At 34.7% G+C, this 20743-nt stretch carries 24 protein-coding genes and 1 other RNA gene; 11 read left to right on the forward strand and 14 right to left on the reverse strand.

Translation table 11 applies throughout. From position 1 onward, the window contains the following. The first annotated feature begins 3 nt into the window (after positions 1-3). Positions 4-355: RNase P RNA component class A (rnpB, locus tag ATHE_RS14145), an RNA gene on the forward strand. Between the two features lie 70 nt (positions 356-425). On the opposite strand, the gene ATHE_RS05030 is transcribed toward rnpB, so the two are convergent. From ATHE_RS05030 to ATHE_RS05040, 3 genes are all read right to left on the reverse strand, one after another. Continuing rightward, positions 426-1766, reverse strand: a complete 1341-nt coding sequence (locus ATHE_RS05030; protein ID WP_015907520.1) for an MFS transporter — start codon at positions 1764-1766, stop codon at positions 426-428. 142 nt (positions 1767-1908) lie between these two features. Further along, the gene (gene spoVT / locus ATHE_RS05035; RefSeq protein ID WP_015907521.1) at positions 1909-2460 is read right to left on the reverse strand and encodes a stage V sporulation protein T; all 552 of its coding nucleotides are present in this window, start codon (positions 2458-2460) and stop codon (positions 1909-1911) included. A gap of 66 nt (positions 2461-2526) precedes the next feature. Further along, positions 2527-2898, reverse strand: a complete 372-nt coding sequence (locus ATHE_RS05040) for a hypothetical protein (protein WP_015907522.1) — start codon at positions 2896-2898, stop codon at positions 2527-2529. 149 nt (positions 2899-3047) lie between these two features. Between ATHE_RS05040 and iorA the strand changes: the two genes are divergently transcribed. From iorA to ATHE_RS05080, 8 genes are all read left to right on the forward strand, one after another. After that, positions 3048-4844 (forward strand): indolepyruvate ferredoxin oxidoreductase subunit alpha, encoded by a 1797-nt coding sequence (iorA, locus tag ATHE_RS05045; RefSeq protein WP_015907523.1) that lies wholly within the window; start codon positions 3048-3050, stop codon positions 4842-4844. Beyond that, a complete protein-coding gene (locus tag ATHE_RS05050) occupies positions 4837-5397 on the forward strand; it encodes a 2-oxoacid:acceptor oxidoreductase family protein (protein ID WP_015907524.1) in 561 nt (186 codons plus the stop codon). Before iorA ends, ATHE_RS05050 begins: the two co-directional genes overlap by 8 nt. Positions 5398-5453: 56 nt before the next feature. Beyond that, entirely contained in the window at positions 5454-6701 is a 1248-nt protein-coding gene (locus ATHE_RS05055; protein WP_015907525.1) for a phenylacetate--CoA ligase family protein, read from the forward strand. 7 nt (positions 6702-6708) lie between these two features. Next, the gene (locus ATHE_RS05060; RefSeq protein ID WP_015907526.1) at positions 6709-7686 is read left to right on the forward strand and encodes a hypothetical protein; all 978 of its coding nucleotides are present in this window, start codon (positions 6709-6711) and stop codon (positions 7684-7686) included. Positions 7687-7749: 63 nt separating this feature from the next. After that, the gene (locus tag ATHE_RS05065) at positions 7750-8436 is read left to right on the forward strand and encodes a YetF domain-containing protein (RefSeq protein ID WP_041727114.1); all 687 of its coding nucleotides are present in this window, start codon (positions 7750-7752) and stop codon (positions 8434-8436) included. Next, positions 8433-8813 carry a DUF4363 family protein gene (locus ATHE_RS05070; protein WP_015907528.1) on the forward strand — a complete coding sequence of 127 codons (381 nt, stop codon included), beginning with the start codon at positions 8433-8435 and terminating at the stop codon, positions 8811-8813. Before ATHE_RS05065 ends, ATHE_RS05070 begins: the two co-directional genes overlap by 4 nt. 75 nt (positions 8814-8888) lie before the next feature. After that, positions 8889-9533, forward strand: coding sequence for a hypothetical protein (locus ATHE_RS05075; protein WP_015907529.1), 645 nt, complete (start codon positions 8889-8891; stop codon positions 9531-9533). 11 nt (positions 9534-9544) lie between these two features. Next, positions 9545-9940, forward strand: coding sequence for a CoA-binding protein (locus tag ATHE_RS05080; protein ID WP_015907530.1), 396 nt, complete (start codon positions 9545-9547; stop codon positions 9938-9940). A 262-nt stretch (positions 9941-10202) separates the two neighbouring features. On the opposite strand, the gene ATHE_RS05085 is transcribed toward ATHE_RS05080, so the two are convergent. The 11 genes from ATHE_RS05085 to ATHE_RS05130 all read right to left on the reverse strand — a co-directional run bounded on the left by ATHE_RS05085 (position 10203) and on the right by ATHE_RS05130 (position 19174). Then, on the reverse strand, positions 10203-10619 hold the full coding sequence (locus ATHE_RS05085; RefSeq protein ID WP_015907531.1) for a type II toxin-antitoxin system HicB family antitoxin: 417 nt from the start codon (positions 10617-10619) through the stop codon (positions 10203-10205). 7 nt (positions 10620-10626) lie between these two features. Further along, positions 10627-10836, reverse strand: a complete 210-nt coding sequence (locus ATHE_RS05090; RefSeq protein WP_015907532.1) for a type II toxin-antitoxin system HicA family toxin — start codon at positions 10834-10836, stop codon at positions 10627-10629. Between the two features lie 1003 nt (positions 10837-11839). Then, complete coding sequence (locus ATHE_RS05095; protein ID WP_015907533.1) at positions 11840-12772, reverse strand: sigma-70 family RNA polymerase sigma factor; 933 nt, start codon at positions 12770-12772, stop codon at positions 11840-11842. A 30-nt stretch (positions 12773-12802) separates the two neighbouring features. Beyond that, on the reverse strand, positions 12803-13285 hold the full coding sequence (locus ATHE_RS05100; protein WP_015907534.1) for a hypothetical protein: 483 nt from the start codon (positions 13283-13285) through the stop codon (positions 12803-12805). A gap of 187 nt (positions 13286-13472) precedes the next feature. Beyond that, complete coding sequence (locus ATHE_RS05105) at positions 13473-14123, reverse strand: hypothetical protein (RefSeq protein WP_015907535.1); 651 nt, start codon at positions 14121-14123, stop codon at positions 13473-13475. A 78-nt stretch (positions 14124-14201) separates the two neighbouring features. Further along, a complete protein-coding gene (locus ATHE_RS05110) occupies positions 14202-14504 on the reverse strand; it encodes a DUF6809 family protein (RefSeq protein ID WP_015907536.1) in 303 nt (100 codons plus the stop codon). Further along, positions 14501-14983: a hypothetical protein gene (locus tag ATHE_RS05115; RefSeq protein WP_015907537.1), complete on the reverse strand. Its 483-nt coding sequence runs from the start codon at positions 14981-14983 to the stop codon at positions 14501-14503. The genes ATHE_RS05110 and ATHE_RS05115 overlap by 4 nt, the downstream gene beginning before the upstream one ends. 20 nt (positions 14984-15003) lie before the next feature. After that, a complete protein-coding gene (locus ATHE_RS14765) occupies positions 15004-15180 on the reverse strand; it encodes a hypothetical protein (protein ID WP_015907538.1) in 177 nt (58 codons plus the stop codon). 44 nt (positions 15181-15224) lie between these two features. Further along, positions 15225-15929 (reverse strand): hypothetical protein, encoded by a 705-nt coding sequence (locus ATHE_RS05120; protein WP_015907539.1) that lies wholly within the window; start codon positions 15927-15929, stop codon positions 15225-15227. A gap of 398 nt (positions 15930-16327) precedes the next feature. Beyond that, complete coding sequence (locus ATHE_RS05125; protein WP_015907540.1) at positions 16328-18856, reverse strand: DUF927 domain-containing protein; 2529 nt, start codon at positions 18854-18856, stop codon at positions 16328-16330. A 99-nt stretch (positions 18857-18955) separates the two neighbouring features. Next, positions 18956-19174: a helix-turn-helix domain-containing protein gene (locus ATHE_RS05130; RefSeq protein WP_015907541.1), complete on the reverse strand. Its 219-nt coding sequence runs from the start codon at positions 19172-19174 to the stop codon at positions 18956-18958. A 154-nt stretch (positions 19175-19328) separates the two neighbouring features. On the opposite strand from ATHE_RS05130, the gene ATHE_RS14095 reads away from it, so the two are divergent. Continuing rightward, positions 19329-20180, forward strand: a complete 852-nt coding sequence (locus ATHE_RS14095) for a helix-turn-helix domain-containing protein (RefSeq protein WP_231503289.1) — start codon at positions 19329-19331, stop codon at positions 20178-20180. Next, positions 20161-20742 carry a Uma2 family endonuclease gene (locus tag ATHE_RS05140; protein ID WP_015907543.1) on the forward strand — a complete coding sequence of 194 codons (582 nt, stop codon included), beginning with the start codon at positions 20161-20163 and terminating at the stop codon, positions 20740-20742. The genes ATHE_RS14095 and ATHE_RS05140 overlap by 20 nt, the downstream gene beginning before the upstream one ends. The last annotated feature ends 1 nt before the right edge of the window (position 20743 follow it).

Here is a 20743-nt window from a genome sequence, read left to right on the forward strand (position 1 = left end):
ATGCGAGCAGGTCGAACGGCTGCGCAAGGGAATAACCCTTGTGAGGAAAGTCCGAGCTCCACAGGGCAGGGTGCTGGGTAACACCCAGTGGAGGCGACTCCAAGGAAAGTGCAACAGAAAAGAACCGCCGTCCATTTTTGCATGGATGGTAAGGGTGAAAAGGTGAGGTAAGAGCTCACCAGCAGTCAGGCGACTGACTGGCTGTGCAAACCCCACCCGGAGCAAGACCAAATAGGGGAACAATGCAGTGGCCCGCTGCGTTCCCGGGTTGGTCGCAAGAGGTCTGATGGCAACGTCAGACCCAAAGAGAAATAGCCGTTCTCGACAGAACTCGGCTTACAGACCTGGTCGCACATCAAAAATAGATAATTCAAAAAATGCCCAAAGCTTCATTTTGCTTTGGGCATTTTTGCATTTTGTCCGTTTTATGATCTTTTTATTTTACTCTTGATAACATTCTTGAGGCTCTTTGCGCCGGGTTCCTTTACGTTCTTTTTAAGATAAATCACAGATAAAAATCTTAAAAAACCTGATACAAAGAATGCAACATGATATGTAGTTATATCAAAATGCATATAATTTTTGAAAAAAGTAACAACATAAGGTGCGATATCTTCTATAAGATAGCCTCCAAGTATAATTGGAATAGCCGATCCAAATATTGCATTGAACATGTTTATAACACCAACATACATAGATGTTTGGGTTTGATCAGATAGTTTCAGGATTAAATTATTGTTACTCATATCAATTATAGGCCACAACAGTCCTGCAAAAATACTTATTATAGCTACTAAATACTTGTAATTGTTTTCATTAGTAAAGCACCATACAATAGGCAAGAACGACAAAATACTTGCTGCAAAAAGGAGCATGGGTCTGTTACCTATTTTATCTACCACTCTTCCTATGTATGGTAATGTGAGTATGGTTACAATGTTGCTCACAATCTGGGTCAGGAGAATTATATCAAAATAACTCATTTTGAGGTTTTTTATCATATACATATTAAAGTACGGACCTGCAATGCTAAGTCCAAAATTCCAAATGATAAAAAAGACCATAAATTTTTTAAAATGATTATTTTTAAGTGTTGAAACAAACATATTTTTCAGATCAGTTTGTTGATTTTGGACCTTCATAGGAATATCTTTTACAAAGAAAAAACAAGCAATATCAAGCATTCCCATTATAGCTGCAAACACAAAAACTATAGAAAATCCTAAAAGGTTATTATAAATGTCCAGAAATTTACCAATGGCAAGTCCGCTGAGCATTCCAACTATGGTAGAGATTGTTGCTCTTCTGGAAAAGAACCTACCTCTTATGTGCATTGGGACCAAGTCATTAATCCATGACCAGAAAGAAACATTTGTAAACGAATTAGATATTGAAGATATTGTCATCAATAGTACCAGAAAGAATAACAAAATATACGAGCCTTTTCTTAAAATCAGTGGCAAAATGGCAATTAATGCCCATGGTAGTCTGTGAATAAATCCGCTTATTAAAAATATAAACTTTCTTTTTTTTGACTTTTCAAGAAAATAAGATGCAAAAACTTGCGCTACACCACCAAGCACTGGCAGGGCAAGCATCACACCATACATCAGATCGCCAAATCCTATAGCCTTTGCAAATCCTGCAACTGGTGACCCTGTTGTTACATTGAAAAAAACTATGCCAAATGTGATGCCAAGTATTACAAAATTGAGACTTTTGCGCAGTGAATTGTCTGATGTCAAGTCTGCGTTTAATTTGAACATCTAATGACCCCCAACATGTTGCATTGTTTACGTTGTAGTAAATTAATTTTTTTTACACAGATTATTATACTTGAATATTTCATTAAAAAAAACTGTAGGTTTAAAAACCTACAGTTTAACCTTAAAATTTTGTTAAAAACAACTACTGTTCAAGCTGTTTTCCGAAAAAAGATGTTGCAGCTTGAACAAGCTTGTACTCTGAGTCACCCATAACAACATTGGATTGTGTTGAACACATAATCACGCTACCGATTACACTTCCTTCGGAAAGTATAGGACTTACTATCTGCGCAGTATATCTTGTTGTGTCACCTTCGACAATCGGTATGCTGCTCATGTCATTTTCAGATTTCACAACAACAATAGAATTTTCTTCTATCACCCTTTCCAGTTCTTGGCTCAAAGGCTTATCCATATAATCCTTTTTAGAAGCACCTGCAACAGCAATTACTCTATCTCTATCAGTGATAATTATGATATGTCCACTTACCTGATGAAGTGTTTCAGCATATTCTTTGGCAAATGCTCCCATTTCGCCTATCGGTGAATATTTCCTTAAGATTACCTCACCTTCGTTATCGGTATATATTTCAAGCGGGTCACCTTCTCTGATTTTAAGAGTTCTTCTTATTTCTTTCGGGATTACAACTCTTCCCAAATCATCAATTCTTCTTACAATCCCTGTTGCCTTCATTTTATTTCAGCTCCTTTTTTAAATATTTCTATAATTAGTTTTGATAATTTTTTGCAGCCTTATTCTTTACTTTTCATCATCAACCTTTTTTATTAAATTTTCCAGTTGAATTTTTCTAAATGTCTGCCTTCTAAGCATGTTATTCACAATTTGTTTTGGTAACTTATCTTTATAATGTTTCAAATATCCTTCTGTATAGAGATAGTTTTTAACTAAATTTCTGACTTCATCTTCCCTATCGTGTTCGTTTAATATGGCTTTCTGTATATTTTCTATTTGTTCTTCTCTTCGCCTTTGCTTTTGAATAACCTGTTGAATCTTTTCATATGGCAAAATCTCACCATACTCTTCAAGATGACGTTTTGTTCTGGTATAATTTTCAACAAGGTTTTTAAAATGCTCGAATCTGCGTTTGTTTATATGAAGGTCATCTTTCATCGTTTTCACCTTTGAATAAAATATTCTACTTAGTATTTTTTACAAATGAATATAGTTTTAATCTTAAAAATGATTTTAAATCAAACAAATTTACAGTATAATAAACTACAAGTCAGCTTTATGTAGTAGAAAGGGTGAGGAGTAAAACTATGAAAAAAGTCTTAATGGGCAACGAAGCTGTAGCATATTCTCTTTTTATCAATGGCGTAAATGTTGCTGTTGGATATCCAGGTACGCCTTCAACAGAGGTCATAGAGACGTTGAAAAACTTTCAAGATGATGATTTTTATGTAGAATGGTCGACAAACGAAAAAGTAGCACTTGAGATAGCAGCAGGTGCGAGCCTTGCAGGTGCAAGAACTGTGGCTGCGATGAAACAAGTTGGTTTGAACGTTGCAGCAGACCCTCTTTTATCACTTTCGGTTGTAGGTGTAGAAGGCGGACTTATAGTGTTTGTAGCTGATGACCCTGGACCTCATTCCTCTCAGACAGAGCAAGACACTCGAAACTTTGCAAGGTTTTGCAACCTGCCAGTTTTTGACCCTTCTTCTCCAAAAGAGGCATTTGAACTCATAAAACCTGCTTTTGAGATTTCAGAAAAATACAAGCTGCCTGTGCTTTTTCGAATGACAACACGAGTTTGTCATTCGAACCAGTCAATTGAGTTTGAATTCAAAAGAGAAAAGAGGAAGATTAAAGGGTTCGAGAAAAAGCCAGACTGGGTTATTTTACCAGCCCTTTCGTACAAAAAACATATGGAACTTGAACAAAAGCTTCAGGATATGAAAAAAGAACTTTCTGTTTACAACAAAGTTGAAGGTAAAGGGAAAATAGGAATTGTAACGGGTGGAGTATCATATTTTTACGTGAAAGAAGCTATAAAGGGTTTTGAGGATTTGTTTTCAATCTTAAAGATTACAGTTGCCCATCCTTTAGATGAAGAACTTATATTGGAATTTGTAAAGGATAAAGAAATACTAATATTCATCGAAGAGCTTGACCCTGTTTTGGAAGAAGAAGTTAAACTAATACTTTTTGAGAATGGTAGAATCATCTCAACATATGGAAAACGAAATGGTTATGTTCCATTTGCAGGTGAACTTGATGTTGACAAAGTAAAGGACATTTTTTACAAGGTACTTTCTGACAAGCGATTCTTAATGAAAAATACATTTACGGATGTTCTGCAAATTCCCAAAAGACAAGCACAACTTTGTGCTGGATGTCCTCACAGGAATTCTTTTTTGATTGTCAAATATGCAACTAAAGGGCAGGATGTAATCTTCACAGGAGATATTGGTTGTTACACTCTTGGATTTGCTAAACCCATTTCAACAACAGACACTTGTCTTTGTATGGGTGCAAGTATTACTATGGCACAAGGTCTTAAAATTACAGATGGTTCAAAAAAGGTTATTGCCTTTATAGGGGATTCAACCTTTTTTCACAGCGGCATTACAGGACTTGTAAATAGCTACTACAATAGACACAACATAACCATATGCATTTTAGACAATCTGACAACTGGTATGACAGGATTTCAGCCTCATCCTGGAACAGGAAAGAAGATTTATGGGGAAGAAGGAAGAAAGGTTAGTATTGAAAGTATTGTAAAAGGAATAGGTGTTGAAAAAGTTTTAATGATTGACCCTTATTCAGATTTTACACAAAATGTAGACAAAGTAAGAGAATTTTTAAATAACGACCAACTTGGTGTAATAGTTTTTCGAAGAGAATGTGCCAACTTAAATTCAAGAGAAGGCTACTTTAAAATAAATCAGAACTGTTTAAAATGTAAGGTATGCTTGAATGTGACAGGCTGCCCTGCAATAGATGAAGATGAAAATGGGAATATTTTCATAGATTCAGTTTTGTGTAAAGGCTGTGGGCTTTGCAAAAATTTTTGTCCTTATTATGCGATTGAAAAGGTGATGGAAAATGAATGATATTATAATAGCGGGAATAGGTGGACAGGGAAATATTCTTCTTTCAAGGGTGATCTGTCAACTTTTCATGAACAGAGGTTTTGATGTAAAGTCAGCTGAGAATATTGGAATGAGCCAAAGAGGCGGTTCTGTTGTAAGTTATATCAGAGTAGGAGATGAAGTTGGACCAATTGTGCCAGATGGTAAAGCTAACATTCTAATAGGACTTGAGATGTCTGAAGCAGCAAGAAATGTTAATAAAATTAATAAAAATTCTTTAGTTGTTCTAAATAATAGGTTTGTAAGACCTAAAAACTCAGATTTAAAAAAACAACAAATACTCAACCTCATTGAGTCAAACATTCCAAAATTTTATATATTAAATGCATTTGACATTGCTTTAGAATTGGATATGCCAAAAGCAGAAAATATTACAATGTTAACTTTGATATGTAAAAAAGAAATATTCCCTTTTTCAAAAGAAGAAATTATGACAGCTTTAAAGCTGGTTTTGAGTCCCCAGATGTACGAAATGAATAAAATTCTTGTTGAAAAAATTTATGAGAAATATTAAAATTTTATATATTAGCAATCAAATTAAGAAGAGAAAAGAAGAGAGGAGAAGAGATTATGGAAAGTGTTGAGATGAGAGAAAATGTAAGTGAACTTTTTTTGAGCCAGCTCGAAAATGTCTTTAAAAACAGTCCTTTTTATCAAAAAAAATTCAAAGAAACAGGGGTAAAACTTAGTAAGATACAGGACTTAGATGATATCAAAAAACTTCCATTTACAACAAAAGAAGAGTTAAGAGATGCTTATCCCTTAGGGCTTATGGCTGTTGATGAGAAAAAGGTTGTAAGAATTCACTCTTCGTCAGGTACAACTGGAATGCCAGTGATTATTCCTTACACTCAAAAAGATGTTGATGACTGGAAAGAAATGATGAAAAGGTGTTATCAGTTAGCAGGTGTAACAGAGCTGGACAGAGTCCAGATAACTCCTGGATATGGCCTTTGGACAGCAGGTATTGGATTTCAGCTTGGTGCTGAGTTTTTGGGTGCGATGACAATTCCTATGGGGCCCGGAAATACAGAAAAACAGCTTCAGATGATGGTGGATTTAAAGTCAACAGTCATTATTGCGACTTCATCTTACGGGCTTTTGCTTGCTGAAGAGGTAGTTAAAAGAGGTTTAAAAGACAAGATACATTTAAGAATTGGGATATTTGGTTCTGAAAGATGGGGAGAAAAACAGCGAAAAACTATTGAGGCGTATCTGGGCATAGAAAGTTTTGATATTTATGGGTTAACAGAGATTTATGGACCGGGAATTGCAATAGATTGCAAAAAACATACAGGCCTTCATTATTTTGATGATTTTCTGTATTTTGAAATAATTGACCCTCAAACAGGAGAGAATGTGCCTGATGGAGAGTTTGGTGAACTTGTTATTACCACTTTGAGAAAAGAAGGTGCTCCTCTTATAAGATACAGAACAAGAGACATCACACGAAAAATTCCAGGTGAGTGCAGTTGTGGTTCTAAGTATCCACGTATTGACAGGATTGTTGGTAGAACTGACGACATGATAAAGGTCAAAGGTGTTAATATCTTTCCTGCTCAGATAGACACATTTTTGAATGATGTAGATGGTGTTGGAAGTGAATATCAAGTGATTATAGAGAGGATTGATTACAGGGATAAACTTACATTAAAGGTTGAGGTTAAAGATGAATATTTTACTTCTGAGATGAAAGAGTTAATCTCTCATGAATTTAAAAATAAGATAGGAGTATCGCCTGAGGTCATTTTGTGCAGGGTAGGTGAACTTCCTCGAAGCGAAAAGAAGACAAAACGCATATTTGATTTGAGAGGCTGAAAGAAAAATGGCAAAAAAGATTAAGTCAGATAGAGGGAAGCAGATGCTTTCCTCTATTTTGCTTGTTGTAATAATTTACATCTTGTCTCCAACTTCAGTTTCTTACGACAAACTAAGTGCAAATAGAATACTTACGTGGCTTTTTGCGTTGCAACTATTTATATTCTTTAGTGTGGCAATTACTATTTCATTTGTACTACGATTACTGAGAATAAAATATTCTCAAAAGGTTTGTTCGTTTATCTTTTCTCTTTGTTTAAATGATATGCTTATTCTGACGATGCTATTAACAACTATACATATTATATTTATGCTAACAATTGTGAATGTCATAGGAAGCTCATACAGGTGGGTGGTAAAAGGTATAAACTTTGATATTATGCTTTCAGTAGCAGACCTGGTTATAGTTATTGCTTATTTTTGGGTATTATATAAAAATAGTTATCCTGTCAATTTTCTCAATGCGCTATTAAAAGCTTTGAAAAGGGCTGTACAAGAGAGCAATAAAGAAGAAATCAACGAAAAACTTTTAATTTTAAAACAGTTTCTTCAAAATTACCCTTATCGTTTTAATCAAAATCTGTTGGAACCTATACTTGTAAGTAACGAAACCATCAAGATTTTATCAGAAATAAAGAATGAAAATAGCTATTTGAGAGAGATTGTTGATCTTCTTATTTCTTTGTACTTTCATCTTCTGAATTCCCATGAGCTAAGAAGTGCTTATAAGCTATTTGAAATAATCCTTGAGTATGGTAATATCAACCAGTTGAAAAGGAAGATAAGGTTTTTGGCATATACAGGGATAGAAAAAAGAAAAATATTCTATCTGATAAAATGTCTTGAAAGAGGAAGAAGAGAAAACTGTTTTTATCCTAAGCTCAAAGTTTTCAAGAAATATTTGATTACAATTGGATTTTGCAGACCAAATAAGGAATGGTTCAAAAAGGTGATGTATAAACAGCGCTCGCAAAAAGAAAATTAAGAATAAAACCCCTTCTCTTTGGAAAAGATAGTAAATAGAAATACCAAAGAAAGGGGTATTTTTGTGGTTATAACCATTTTTTTTAGGACATTAATTTTATATGTATTAGTGGTATTGGTGATGAGACTTATGGGAAAAAGACAGATGGGTGAACTTCAGCCATTTGAACTTGTCATAACAATAATGATTTCTGAGCTTGCGGCTGTTCCAATGCAAAACACCGGTGTGCCTCTCATAAACGGTATCATTCCTATTTTAACTCTTTTATTTTTGCAAACGTTAATTACATTTGGAAGTTTGAAATCTGATTTTATAAAAAGACTTGTGTGTGGAAGTCCTACCATCTTGATAGCGAAAGGCAGAATTTTGGAAGATGCACTGAGGAAGACACAGTATAACTTGAATGACCTTATGGAACAGCTGAGAATAAAAGGATTTTTCAACATTCATGACATAGAATACGCCATACTGGAGACTGATGGAGATATTTCTGTGATTCCGAAGTCTCAAAAAAGATATCTCACGCCTGCTGATTTGGGAATACCAACAAAGTATGAAGGAATTCCAGTAAGTGTAATTGTCGATGGCAAGATAAAAGAAGAGGCTTTGAAATATGCCAATTTAACATTGGAGCAGGTGCTCACAGAGATTAAAAAAAGAGGAATAGATAGCGTACAGGATGTTTTTTTTGCCTGCATTGATCCTGAGGGCAACTGGTTTGTTCAAAAAAAGGAGGGAAAAGGCAAGTGAAAGTATGGTCCACAGTGGTTTGCTTTTTCATCTTAATAGTTATGCTTACACTAATTTCGACACTGCTAATATTAGGTGCTGCTGATAAGATTGAAAATGACCTGTCTGACTTGTATGAAAATGTTGTTAAAAGCAACTACAATCTTGCAAAGTCAAACTACTTTGATATTGTGAAGAAGTGGAATGAATATAAAAAAAGCTGGGCTATGCTTATTGAGCATCAAGAAATAGATAAGATAGATGAAGAGCTCACAAAAATAAGGGAATATCTTTTAGAGCAAAACCGCGTTCTTTTGGTAAGTGAAATTGGTCTACTTAAATTTTATATTCGTCATGTTAGGGAAATGACTTTACTCAGGATTGAAAATATTTTTTAAAAATTTTTTAATACAAATGTGCGTTTGAGTGGTATATAATATATAAGAAATGTTTTTTAAATGGAGGGGAGAGCCATGAAAAGGTACGCTTTAGTTATGGGCTACTCCTTTGAGGAATACGACATTGAAAACGGCAACGCAGGTTTTGCTTACTTTTTCGTAGAAGACTTGAAAGAGCTTGAAAAAGACAAATTCACTAATATTCCCTACAAAGATTATAATGAGTTTGCAATAAAATTTAAAGAGGCAGCTTTAGCAGAAAAGTTGGATACTTATTTGATAGATAATATTATTGAAGCCTGCGTCGATATTTCCCGGATAATATATCCGTCGGATAGATTCTTCTCTGTCATTACCTATAATGTTTCAGAAGGGTTTAAAGAATTGATGTACGAAACAAAAGCTAACGAGTTTAAGATTATATATGACAGAAAATCAAACTCTGTCGAAATAAGAGGAGAAGGAGTATTGCGTGACCCGGTGATTATAAAAGAATACGATATTGTTGATGCTGTTGATGAGTTTTTGTTTGAGTACAGAAAAGAAAATGTGAAACAGTTCATGCTTAGTCTAAAGAAAATGTATAAAGACAAATATGGTGAAGATTTGAGGATGAATGTTGTGGGGAACAAGCTTTTGATTTCGATTGGGAAAGACACGTTTGAATTTGATGATAGCAGGCTGGATGTGGTTTATAACTTTATTATGAGCAGAAAATGAGGTGGAAAGATGTGAATTCAGAAGCTATTGTGTCAGCGTTGAGTTTTAAAAACTGGGCTGTGGTAGGTGCAACACCAAACAAACAAAAATATGGATACATGGTCTACAAAAAGCTCAAAGAGAAAGGCTACAATGTGTTTGCTATAAATCCTTTGTATGATGAGATTGAGGATGACAAGGTATACAAGACATTGTTGGATTTAAATCAGAGAATAGATTGCGTGAGCATGGTTGTTTCACCAAAAAGAGGAAAATTATATATCGAACAGGCAACAAAAATAGGAGTAAAGTATGTTTGGTTTCAACCAGGAGCAGAAAGTGATGAGCTTGTTGAACTATGTGAGAAGAATAGTATAGTTCCAATTTACAACGCATGTGTTCTGGTTGCGTTAAACCATAAGAAATAACTTTTCAAAAATTTACCGCCATCTGCGCTTGTAAATGTGGCAGGATGGCGGTTTTTGTTTTTTACTGGAGCTCCATGGGGGATTCGAACCCCCGACCGGTCGATTACGAAATCGCTGAGATACTATTTTACAAACTTTAACAAACCACAAACAACTTGATACATCTTAATTACAAAACTTTGAAAATTTATTCCAGCTCAATAAAAAGCACATTTTTTTATTTCGGTAGCTGTAGTGTAGCTGTAGTAGCTGTAGTAAAATTTTAGTTGCGGTTGTAGTCATTTATTCCTAATTTTTCTTTTAGTGCTTCTTGAAGCACTTGAGAAAAATTTATGTTGTTCTTTTCTGCTAAGATATTTAACCACTGAGGAATTGTCAAAGTCTTTTTTACTGCTTTATTGTCCATCTCATGCCGAACAAGTGGCATCCATACTTCAATCAACATTGGTATTTGATTTTGTTCAAGTTTTAAGTTGTTCACAGGTGTTGGCTCTGGTATTGGTTCATTGTCTTTTTCCATGCTCCAAAGATACAGCCCTAATACTTCTTTTGCATTTTTCACTGCTTCATCCAAAGTATCAGCACATGAAATACAACCGGGCAGGTCGGGAAATTCAATTGTTATACCGTCATCATCAAAAGTAAAAATAGCTGGAAAGACATAAATATCTCTATTCATTTCTTTTTCACTCCCCAATATCTTCAATTTTAATTCCAGCTTGTTGTAAAATACTTTTAACTGTTCTAATTGGCAAATTCTTTTTGGGATGAGGGACAGTAACTTTTCCTTTTTTGACAGGATGTTTAAATTGATAGTGGTCTCCTCTAACTGCCTCTAAATACCATCCGTCAGCCATTAGAATTTTTATTATCTCTCGTGAAGAATAAGCTTTCATTACAACTCATCCTTTCACCATTATTTTAATACGTATTTTAATACGTGTCAATAATTTGTTAACCTTAACATTCAAGTTTTCTCAAGTTTTATCAAATTCAAAACCTTAACGAACCTTAAGTTTTACTAAGTAGCTTTTTGCTCAAAATTCTGGAGTTTAAACTAAAGCCTGCAAAGAACAGACAAGCTCCAAAAGACATTGAAAACTTGCGGTCACATATGCAAACCCCAGCGCGCTGGTCCTGATTCTCGATGGTTGTTAAGCTTGTTCCACTTTGACCGCTGCGGTCAAAATCAGCTCTGTTAAATTGTCAACCTGTCACGTTAAACTTTGCATTTGACACGTTTGACAACCTTCTCAAAGCGCTTTTAAAGTCTCTACAACGTGCAGAATGAGATAGGGGAATATAAAATACCATCTTGCCATTTTGATGTGCTTATAAACGATGGTAAGAATGGAATTACTGGAAAGGAATTATAAGGTTCAATTTGAACATTTAAATTACTGGCTATGCTGTGAATGTTTCAAAGGTTCAAAATGATCTTTTGAAATTTTGTATCTGTTCTCTGTCTTTCCTTTTTGTCCTGTGAAAGCTTTTTAGCCTCTTTAAAATTGCAATGTTTTAAGCAATTTTAAAATTATTTCAGACTTTTTAAGCTAAAATGCGAAATTTTGTTTGTTTTTAGTCTTTTTTGTTTAACCCCCCTCGTGTGCGTGTAAGGTGTAGGCTTTTGTAGGTGGCCCCGCCGGTCTCCAAGGGTTTGTTTCTCGGTCAAGGTGGGGGGATATGCAGAAGCTTATATACCCCATATAGGGTATACAACCTTTTTTAGCACTTTTTTAGCAAGCTTAAACTTTAGATGCCACAAGCTATTGAGATTATTTGAAAAACTTTTTTAGCTTTGCCTGCTAAAAAAGTAGGTATACCAAAACCCTTGATATTCCTATTCTCAAGACTTTTTTAGCTTTTTTCGCTTTTTTAGCAATGATAATTTTTTTATCTCTATCCAGTTATCTTTTTCATGACTCTTTTTAATTGTTCTCTGTACTTGCTTCCATACTTTTGTACCATCGAAAGATGTGAAAGACAAAATACAAAGTAATCTTTAAGAAGTCTTACATTGTAGACTGTGAGATTATCCCAGTTACGTTCTATAAACTCTTCTACTTCCCACTTGGCAGCAAGAAGTTTCATCCTGTCCTGTTCGCCTTGTTGCTTTAAAACCCTCAGCTTGTCCAATTGTGGTATTGCAGACAAAACCTCAAGCTGTTTTCTTTTCTCTTCTCTATCAATAACAGTTGCCTCAACTGGTGAATAGCCAAAATTACTACCACTTGCTATGTGCACAGCTGGGCAGGATATAAACACTGTCAAGTCGTCAAGGTCTGCCTCAAACTGTTCTTGTCTCATCTTGGCTATTATCTTTCTTCTTGCTTTTTTGAACACCTTATCACTGGCAGGTAAATTCTTTCCTGTGGAGATGTAATATAAGACTCTTTCTTTTTCCTCTTCGGTTAAGATGGCAAAATACCTATGTAGCTTTTGGACTGTGTCTTTCCTAATCACTTCGCTTTCGACTGAATAACCATCTGAGATTATATCTGCAACTGTAGATGTATCTTCTTCGGGTTCTTTTGATATCGGACTGTCCAAAGAGATGGCACAAGATAACTTGTATTTTGGCAAGCTTCTTTTTATCTTGCTCTCAATCACCTTGCAAGCATAGGTTGAAAAACTGCCTTTGGCAGGGTCATAGTTCTTTGCTGCAACAACAAGTCCAATGTACCCTTCACTGACAAGGTCATCAACTTCATAGTAATAGCCCTTTGGACATGGCATAAATTTATTTGCAACATGATACACAAGCTTCAGGTTGTCGACAATTAAAAGCTGGCTTTGTACCTTGGCAAACTGTCTTGTTTCTGACTGCTGCATTTGTTTATTGCCACTTCTTATATTGCAAGCTTAGTTTAAAACAGAAGGCTCATCTGGTTCATGAAGTGCTTTGATAAGTTCTCTAATACTGTCTTCAATCTGCGGTTGATTTGAGTTTTTCTCATCAAGTCCAAGAGCAAGTCTCTGTCCTTTTTGCACCTTCTCAACCACCAAAGCCAGCTTTTCAAGTGCATAAATGTTTATTCTGCCATCCTTGGTTTTGATGTTTTTCTCATCATGCAAAGCCTGCCACACCAAGTCAAGAAGCCTGTCCCAAAACTCAACATGCAAAGTATTGTAGTCGCTTGCTTTTTCTATTTGTTTTTGCAATGTCTTTTCAACCACAAGCTGACTCTTGGTTTTGCTAAGTTGTCTTTTCTCCTGAGTCCAGCCTTTTGCTTTGTTTCTCAAAAATCCATAGCTTATATTTTTAGCCTGTGCAAACTCTTTGAGAGTCTTGAAATCTCCAAGCATAAACTCACGTTTTAAACTTTCCCAGTCATAGTATGGCATTTTGAAATCACTTCAAACTTATGTTCTTACTATGATTATACTATATGCAAAGCTTTTATGTCGAATTTTGTCATAATCTTGTTATGTGTTTGCAACAAAAAAGGTATCCCCAAATAAGGATACCCCCTTTTGCGAAATAAAGGGAACTTTGTGCGCGCTGACTTGCCCCGCGCGGTCCATAAGCTTTTTACAAAATTTTTGACTCCCCCCTACCCCTGCCTTTTATCAGTTTCAAATGTTTTGGTCTTTCTTTAACTCTTATAGTTCTGCCTGTTTTTTCATCAAGCAAAAACTTTTTGCCATTGCTGCTTTGATACAATCTATAAGTTTTAAGCCCAAGTTCTTTTGCCATCTCTTCAGCAAGGGATGGTTTGCCTTCAAATCTTCTTAATTTGCTGACTGTGACCATGTATCTTACAAGAAATTCTTCTATGTCGTCATTGGCATAATCCCATAAAAAAACAATAACCTTGTAACCAATAGGACTGTTCATATCAACTTTGCTGAGCATTTCTTTTGTTGTGTAGTAATCTTTGGTTGAATACTTGCTACCCTTGTAAAATTTCCTGATAGGGAAGATGTTTAAAAACTGTTTTGGTGTCATCTGAGAAAAGAATTGTAGTACAGTCCACTGGAGCGAAAGTTCAGCGTCAACCTCTTCTTTTGTTATAAACTCAGGTTCTGGTTTAGTAATTACATACTTCAAAAGATAATATGCAATCTTTGTTGAGATTTCTTTAATTTCTTCTTCAGGTATTAAGCCTAATTGATTGCCACGCACAAAGTTTGAGCTCAATCTCTTGGCAGCTTTAAGATACAAAATAGGACTAACTTTCATTGCCTTTAATCCTCCCTTTACAATTTTATACCTTAGAGCCGACAGGCTGAAAACCTATCGGCTCATCAATCTGTTATTTCATTCAGTCAAAAGCTTTACTGTCAGTTTTGCACCATCTTTGAGACCTTGTTTGTAACCGTGAAGTGCATAAATTGCACATAGGTAGTTCTGGAGTTCTTCAATCTCTGTGTAAATTTCTAAAGCTTCTTTACTCATCAGTTCTTTGAGCTTTGCCTCAAGGATATCAATTTTGCCTGTTGTCTTTAAATACTCTGGGTCTTTTAAAATCTCGTTAGACCTATAGCTTACAAGGTCAACTGTTAGCTGCGAAAAGACTTTTTCAAATACATCATTTGTTTGAGCTTTCTCAATTGTTATCATTGATAAACCGCCTCGCTTTCTGAATTGGATTTTAGAAGTATGTTCTCTGGAATTGTAAAGCCTTTGTCCTGCCAAAACTTGAGTTCTTCATCCAAAGGTGGATATCTGAGCTCTACCAGATTTTCAATACCTTCATTGTGTATACACTCTTTCAAGTACTCAAGCAATATGAGAGTTCTTAAACACTGAGAAGTTTCTCTGTTATTTCCAACTTTGAGGTTCTTTATAAAGACTGATGAGAATAACTCTGTGCCTTGGTCTAAAAATGCAATCAAAAGCTTTCTGTAATCCATATCAATGGCAGAAGCAATTGTAAACCAGTGAGCTGTTTCTAACTCTCTTTTGGTAGCTCTTCTTATAGTGTCAATCAAAATTCCACTTGCATGGGTTACAATCTCGTCCAAAGTCCTGCCTTCAACTGCAAGTTTACAAAGCTTGTCATAGACTGGCTTAGGTATGTTCACTGTTACCTTTGGCATTGTAAAATCTCTCCTTTCACTTAATAATACCTTGAATTGCCTTTGTCTGCTGAAAGTCTATTGCGCTTTTTGAGGTCTTCAAGAAATTCTTTTACCGCTTTTGTCGTTTCCCTTTTGTAGCCTTCAAATACTTTATCATTTAAGTAATCTAAAAATCTTTCAAGTTCTTCAAGGTCAACAACAACCTTTTTGGACATTGAAAACATCTCCTTTCAATTTTAATTTTCTTGTTATCTGAATTTTAAATTTGTGCCATAGTCTGAATGCTGATTTCTTCTTGTTTTTTAGCTGTCCTGTAGAGAGGATAAAGCTCATAGATATATTCATTCGTAAGAGGCTGGGTATAACTTATAACTTGAATAGCAATGTCGCTTTGAGGAAAGCAATTTTTACAGACAAAAGCGCCTATTGCCTCAAAATATGCAAGTTCTTTACTACCGCATACATTACAATTGAAATCTGTGAAAGCTTCTTTTGCTTTTTCAATCTCAATTGGTTTTTTGCTTTTTATGACAAAAGCTTTTTGTCCTACTGGTGCTCTCTTTTTCGTAAACTCTGTATCTAAAACCTTGCTGCCTTTCTTAGGTTCTGTTTTGTTTAGCTTTGCCTCACTGTCCATGTCAAAAAAGCTGATAGAGATACTTTCTCTGAGATTTTTAATTGCTTTTTTAACCTTATCCTTGTCCAAGAATATAAGGGCTGTTTCAATGTCTTTTAATTGCTCCTCTGTTGCATATTTCTTATACTCTCCAATCTCCTGCCAAATTTCTTCACAAAGCTGTGTATATTGAGCTTTTAGCTCTGGATTGCTTTCTATCAATCTTTTTGCACGTTCTAAAGCTTGCTGGTCTCCAAGCTTATAATACTTTTGTTTTAGGGTAGGGAACATTTTAATCACCTCACAGTTTAAACATGTTATTACCAGCGGAATTGGAATTATTTCCAATTAATTACCCTCAAATTTGATTTTGAAGGGTGGTTTTTAGAAGGTAACCAGTAGTACTGGTTACCTTTTTAAAATTTAAAACCATTGTAAATTCCTATGTGCACATTTTTGTGCTCGGGTAACCAGTAAATTTTAAATACATATATACTTTTTTATATTTTTGAGGGTAAAATTTTTCCAATGGTAATTACCAAATATTTCCCCTCAATTTTTATTTTTTATAAAGTATTATTATTTTTACTGGTTACTCTGGTTACTGGGGGTATATAAAAGCTTATATTATCTGCTTTTTAATAGGTAACCAGTAAGGTAACCAAGGTAACCAGTGAGTCCACTAAAGCTTTGAGAATGCTTGAAAAGTCTACTGGTTACCTTTGGACATACCATAATGGGGTATTCTATATAACTTTGCTTTCTTCTTGAGAAGGAAGTTTAATCTCCACAATCCTAAAAACTTTTCCTGCCTTTTTCTTAAGAACAGAGTACCTTTTGCAATCTTTTTCATAGGTAACTTTAATCAAACCTTTTTCTTCCCATGCAGCGTAAACTTTTTTCGGATTGAAATTCATTTCTCGCAAAAGTTTTTCCAACACACTTGGGAAAAATTCTACAACGCCATCTTGCAAAAACCCCCACCGCTCCTTGGCTTCTTCTTCAAAGTTTTTTATATGGGCATTTATCATGTCCAAAATATAGTCATAAGCTCGCTGCCCAATGTCTACTTCCTCTACCCCTTGAAGTTGTTCAGCTATAGCTGATATAACAATTTCTGTTATAGGTTCTGGATGTTTTTCACCAAAGATTAATTTTGATGTAGTCATATCAACTGCACCCACCAATGCTAAAGCCATTGCGTGACTTTGAAGAATTTTAGGATATTTTTTAAGGATTGTGTCAAATAAACTTTGTGATGTAGTTTTGATTTTTTGGATAATGTTTTTATTCTGCTGAATGGTTTTTATCCACTCTCTGCCAGCCCAACCATAGTTGCTTTGGATTACCTCATAGCAAGCCCTTGCCTGTTCTTCATTGTCGAAAGGTTTAAGATTTATCTCTATTGTTCTGGTAAATACACCCTCATTTGAAGTTGTGCTGCTCAGAGGTTCTTCACCTGTTGATAAGATAACAGTGTGCCAAGTACTGAGTGGTTGTAATCCACCACCTTTTGATCCTCTGAGCTTGCCTTTACCCAGTGACAGCATATATACAAGGTTTTCTATAAATTCTTGGTTATTTGCGACTTGTCGCTCATCAATGCCGATAGGTAGGTCATTATAAAAATTTGCAATTTTCTCAAGACCAACTTTAGTGGCATTGAATGTTACAACAAGGTCGTCTGGATTACCCCAAATTGACAGGGCAGCCTTGAGTGTTGCGGTTTTCCCAGAACGACTATCTCCCCATAGGTGAATAAGGAATATTCGTTGATTCAATAACCTCAAAAGAGGTGCTGTAAAAGACGCAGCCATTAGAAATCTAAAGGCTTCGTTATAGCGAAATTCTTTCATTCCTTGCTGCCAAGCTTGGAATGTTCCAGCTGGTATTAAGCCTTCAAATAGAGCATCACTTTGAACAACAATAATGTTTGGTTCATAGGGAATAAACATTTCTTTATACCAACCAAGCTTTTTACTCATAAGTAGAGTAGGTAGTTCTTTAAGATTTGCACTTTCAAAATCATACAGATACTGAACTAATAGCTTTGCATTATTTGAGTTGACAAGAATACCATAGTTAGCAAGTTCTAAAATCTCGCGTGTGCTTACTATTACTCCTTTATCAATTACAATAGAGTTTTTCAAATTATTTGTAAGATAAACAAGTTCAACTTTTTCAAGGTTTGTTTCAATTTCTTTTAATTTTTTACTAATGATAACTGGAGTTTTAGTAACCTCAATAGTAGTAATTTCTTCAGTCTTCTTTGATACATTTTCTTTCAAAATCCCTTCTGGTGTGATATAATACCCCTGTGGAGTATTATATTTGAAATCCACACCAAAGAGATTTTTATTTTGTTTTTCAATATTTATTGGCTTTGCATTTTCTATAATGCTGTTTATTTCTTCAACAAATCTTTCGTGATTACTGTTGTGGTGGATGTGTATTTCGGACACATCCTTAAATTTATCGCTTTGCAGTATAAAGCAAGGTTTATCAAAACCAGTTTCACCTGCAAGTCTTATAAACCTTTCTATAAAAGTTGTCCCACCCCTGTCTGGTTCCTGCCAAATATATACTTTTTCAAACTTCTCTAAGTGTTTAAAATCTTCACATCTTAAATTGCTGGCTCCAGCAATACCCAAAGCTTGATATCCATGATACCAAAGGGTTTGGGTATCACTCTCACCTTCAACAAGTATAATGTAATCCTTATTGAATTCGCTTAGTCGCCAGAGTCCATATGGAACAACCCGCGCACCTTGAACCCAAGCGAACCTTTTTTTGCTACTTGGATAATACCTTTTCCTGATTCCTGCTGTGTTCCCTTGATCGTCCTTGTAATATATGCTTACATATCTTTTGTTGTAATCTTCTTGTTTCATTTCACATATTTTTGTCAAAAATTCGATTGGTAGTTTCTTTTCTTTGCTGTAATCATCTAAAGTATATTTCATTAATTTCTCCTTCTTCTCGTCATCTTTTAATAATCCTGCTTCCTTGAGTAAAATTTTATAAGCTTCTTTCCTGCTTATTTTTTCTATTCTTTCTAAAAACGTGATAGCGTTGCCATTGCCACAACCTGCCTCACATTTCCAACAGCCATTTTGGATTCGGAACCAGAAGCTGTTGTGCTGGTCATCATGAAAAGGACACTGAGCGCTTATTTTATCAGTGCCAGTCTTTTTCATGTTGGAGAGGTATCGACTATAAAACTTCTCATAATCTATATATTTATCTAAATCTACGTTCTTGTATTGTTTTGTCATTGTTTGTTCCTCCTTTTGTTACAAAGCCACCAACACCTTACAACCTCTACTATTCCTATCAAGCCATTCTGCCGATGACCGCACGGAATTAAGTACCTGTTATTTATTCTGGCAAGCCTGTTCATTGACCCAGCGAATAAAAGCTTCTTTGGGTATAAGGATTCGTCGCTGCCCAGCTAAGATTTTGGGGAAGTCTTTTCTGTGGACTAAAGTGAGCATTACGTTATAGCTTATGCCAAGCATTTGGGCAGCTTCCTTAATGCTTATGGTGAGTTTTTCTATTTTGTCTCTTTGAGGTTGGGGATTGTAGATTTCCATTATCCTTGACCTCCTTTATGTTTCGTTATAAAACAAAATAATGTTTCATTCTTCATCTAAATTAATTATAATGTTTCAAATAATATTTGTCAATAAAAATGTTTCATTTTTGCTTATAGAGTGTTATAATGTATTAAAAAGAAGCATAATAGAGGTGATTGATTTGATAGAAGAAAATATTTTTGCTATGCGATTAAAAGAGTTACGTGAAGAAGCAAATTTAACTCAAAATGAATTAGCAGAAAAGCTTGGTATAGGAAGGGCTACCTTGAGTAATTATGAACTTGGTGTGAGAAAACCAGATATTGATACATTACAAAAAATAGCAAATTATTTTAATGTATCAAGTGATTATCTTCTTGGTATGACACCAATAAAAAAGAGAGATTCTTTAAACTCGATAGAAGAAATAATCAAAGAAAAGAAAGTAAAAGAATTAAAAAACTTTTTTAAACATGAAGAAAACGTCAAAGCTTATTTTGAATATATTGTTTCATTGTTTGAGCCATTGCTAAAGGCAATTTCTATCTATGAAGATGAAAAAATTATTGTCGATAGTTATCAAAAAGTAAAAGCAAATTTTTTTGACCTTTTTATGCCTATTCTGGATATGCTAAAAACTTTATTGAAGATTTCTTATATGAAAAGTTTTCCTTTTATACTTGACACATACGTATTTGAAGATGCACTTTCTTATTTAAAAGACAAAAAATTAAAATATTTCATTTTTGATATTCCCACATTAATTAATGAGACACATAAAATAGTAAAATTATTTGTAGAAGAATTGAGCAAAAAATCAAAAGCAATATCTGACAACAGCTATTCACTATATAACTTTTTCTATGAGAACCTCACAGAACTACAACAAAAGCTTTTGGCAACTACAATTTGGCTTTATGAATATGATGTTGGTTTGCATTCAGAATTAGATGAATTAAAAAATCTTTTTTTAAAAAATAAAAATTCTAAAGAAGGTGAATCCAATGGAAGCCAGAATACCTAAACTTTACACCTATGCAGACTATCTTCAGCTGCCACAAGACGCAAGGGTAGAGCTTATTGACGGTATCATTTATGATATGAGTCCTGCACCTTCAAGAGTGCACCAAGAAATTGTAATAGAGCTTGCAACATTGATAAAGAATTATCTCAAATCTTCTAATAAGCCCTGCAAAGTTTATACAGCCCCCTTTGATGTAGTTCTAATAGAGGAAGGGCAGGATGAGAAGCAAGCAACTAACGTTGTTCAGCCTGATATATCAATCATATGCGACAAGAAAAAGCTAACTGAAAAAGGCTGTGTTGGAGTTCCTGAGATGATAATTGAGGTTGTGTCACAAAATAATCCTGCACATGATTATATTCGAAAACTTAATCTTTACACTCAATTTGGAGTCAAAGAATATTGGATTGTTAATCCATATGAACAAAACATTTTTGTGTATGTATATCGTCCAGAGACTGGATATTCATATCCAAAAGTCTACACTTTTAATGACAAAATAAAAGTTTCTCTTTTTGAAGACCTTATGATAGACTTTGCGCAAATCAAAGAGGTGTTATAAA

Source organism: Caldicellulosiruptor bescii DSM 6725, from assembly GCF_000022325.1.
GTDB lineage: Bacteria > Bacillota > Thermoanaerobacteria > Caldicellulosiruptorales > Caldicellulosiruptoraceae > Caldicellulosiruptor > Caldicellulosiruptor bescii.

Bases quoted from the DNA above. Each gene is read 5' to 3' on its own strand.
- ATHE_RS05030 (WP_015907520.1), bottom strand. From the start codon at position 1,766: ATGTTCAAATTAAACGCAGACTTGACATCAGACAATTCACTGCGCAAA.
- spoVT (WP_015907521.1), bottom strand. From the start codon at position 2,460: ATGAAGGCAACAGGGATTGTAAGAAGAATTGATGATTTGGGAAGAGTT.
- ATHE_RS05040 (WP_015907522.1), bottom strand. From the start codon at position 2,898: ATGAAAGATGACCTTCATATAAACAAACGCAGATTCGAGCATTTTAAA.
- iorA (WP_015907523.1), top strand. From the start codon at position 3,048: ATGAAAAAAGTCTTAATGGGCAACGAAGCTGTAGCATATTCTCTTTTT.
- ATHE_RS05050 (WP_015907524.1), top strand. From the start codon at position 4,837: ATGAATGATATTATAATAGCGGGAATAGGTGGACAGGGAAATATTCTT.
- ATHE_RS05055 (WP_015907525.1), top strand. From the start codon at position 5,454: ATGGAAAGTGTTGAGATGAGAGAAAATGTAAGTGAACTTTTTTTGAGC.
- ATHE_RS05060 (WP_015907526.1), top strand. From the start codon at position 6,709: ATGGCAAAAAAGATTAAGTCAGATAGAGGGAAGCAGATGCTTTCCTCT.
- ATHE_RS05075 (WP_015907529.1), top strand. From the start codon at position 8,889: ATGAAAAGGTACGCTTTAGTTATGGGCTACTCCTTTGAGGAATACGAC.
- ATHE_RS05085 (WP_015907531.1), bottom strand. From the start codon at position 10,619: ATGAATAGAGATATTTATGTCTTTCCAGCTATTTTTACTTTTGATGAT.
- ATHE_RS05090 (WP_015907532.1), bottom strand. From the start codon at position 10,836: ATGAAAGCTTATTCTTCACGAGAGATAATAAAAATTCTAATGGCTGAC.
- ATHE_RS05095 (WP_015907533.1), bottom strand. From the start codon at position 12,772: ATGCAGCAGTCAGAAACAAGACAGTTTGCCAAGGTACAAAGCCAGCTT.
- ATHE_RS05100 (WP_015907534.1), bottom strand. From the start codon at position 13,285: ATGCCATACTATGACTGGGAAAGTTTAAAACGTGAGTTTATGCTTGGA.
- ATHE_RS05105 (WP_015907535.1), bottom strand. From the start codon at position 14,123: ATGAAAGTTAGTCCTATTTTGTATCTTAAAGCTGCCAAGAGATTGAGC.
- ATHE_RS05110 (WP_015907536.1), bottom strand. From the start codon at position 14,504: ATGATAACAATTGAGAAAGCTCAAACAAATGATGTATTTGAAAAAGTC.
- ATHE_RS05115 (WP_015907537.1), bottom strand. From the start codon at position 14,983: ATGCCAAAGGTAACAGTGAACATACCTAAGCCAGTCTATGACAAGCTT.
- ATHE_RS14765 (WP_015907538.1), bottom strand. From the start codon at position 15,180: ATGTCCAAAAAGGTTGTTGTTGACCTTGAAGAACTTGAAAGATTTTTA.
- ATHE_RS05125 (WP_015907540.1), bottom strand. From the start codon at position 18,856: ATGACAAAACAATACAAGAACGTAGATTTAGATAAATATATAGATTAT.
- ATHE_RS05130 (WP_015907541.1), bottom strand. From the start codon at position 19,174: ATGGAAATCTACAATCCCCAACCTCAAAGAGACAAAATAGAAAAACTC.
- ATHE_RS05140 (WP_015907543.1), top strand. From the start codon at position 20,161: ATGGAAGCCAGAATACCTAAACTTTACACCTATGCAGACTATCTTCAG.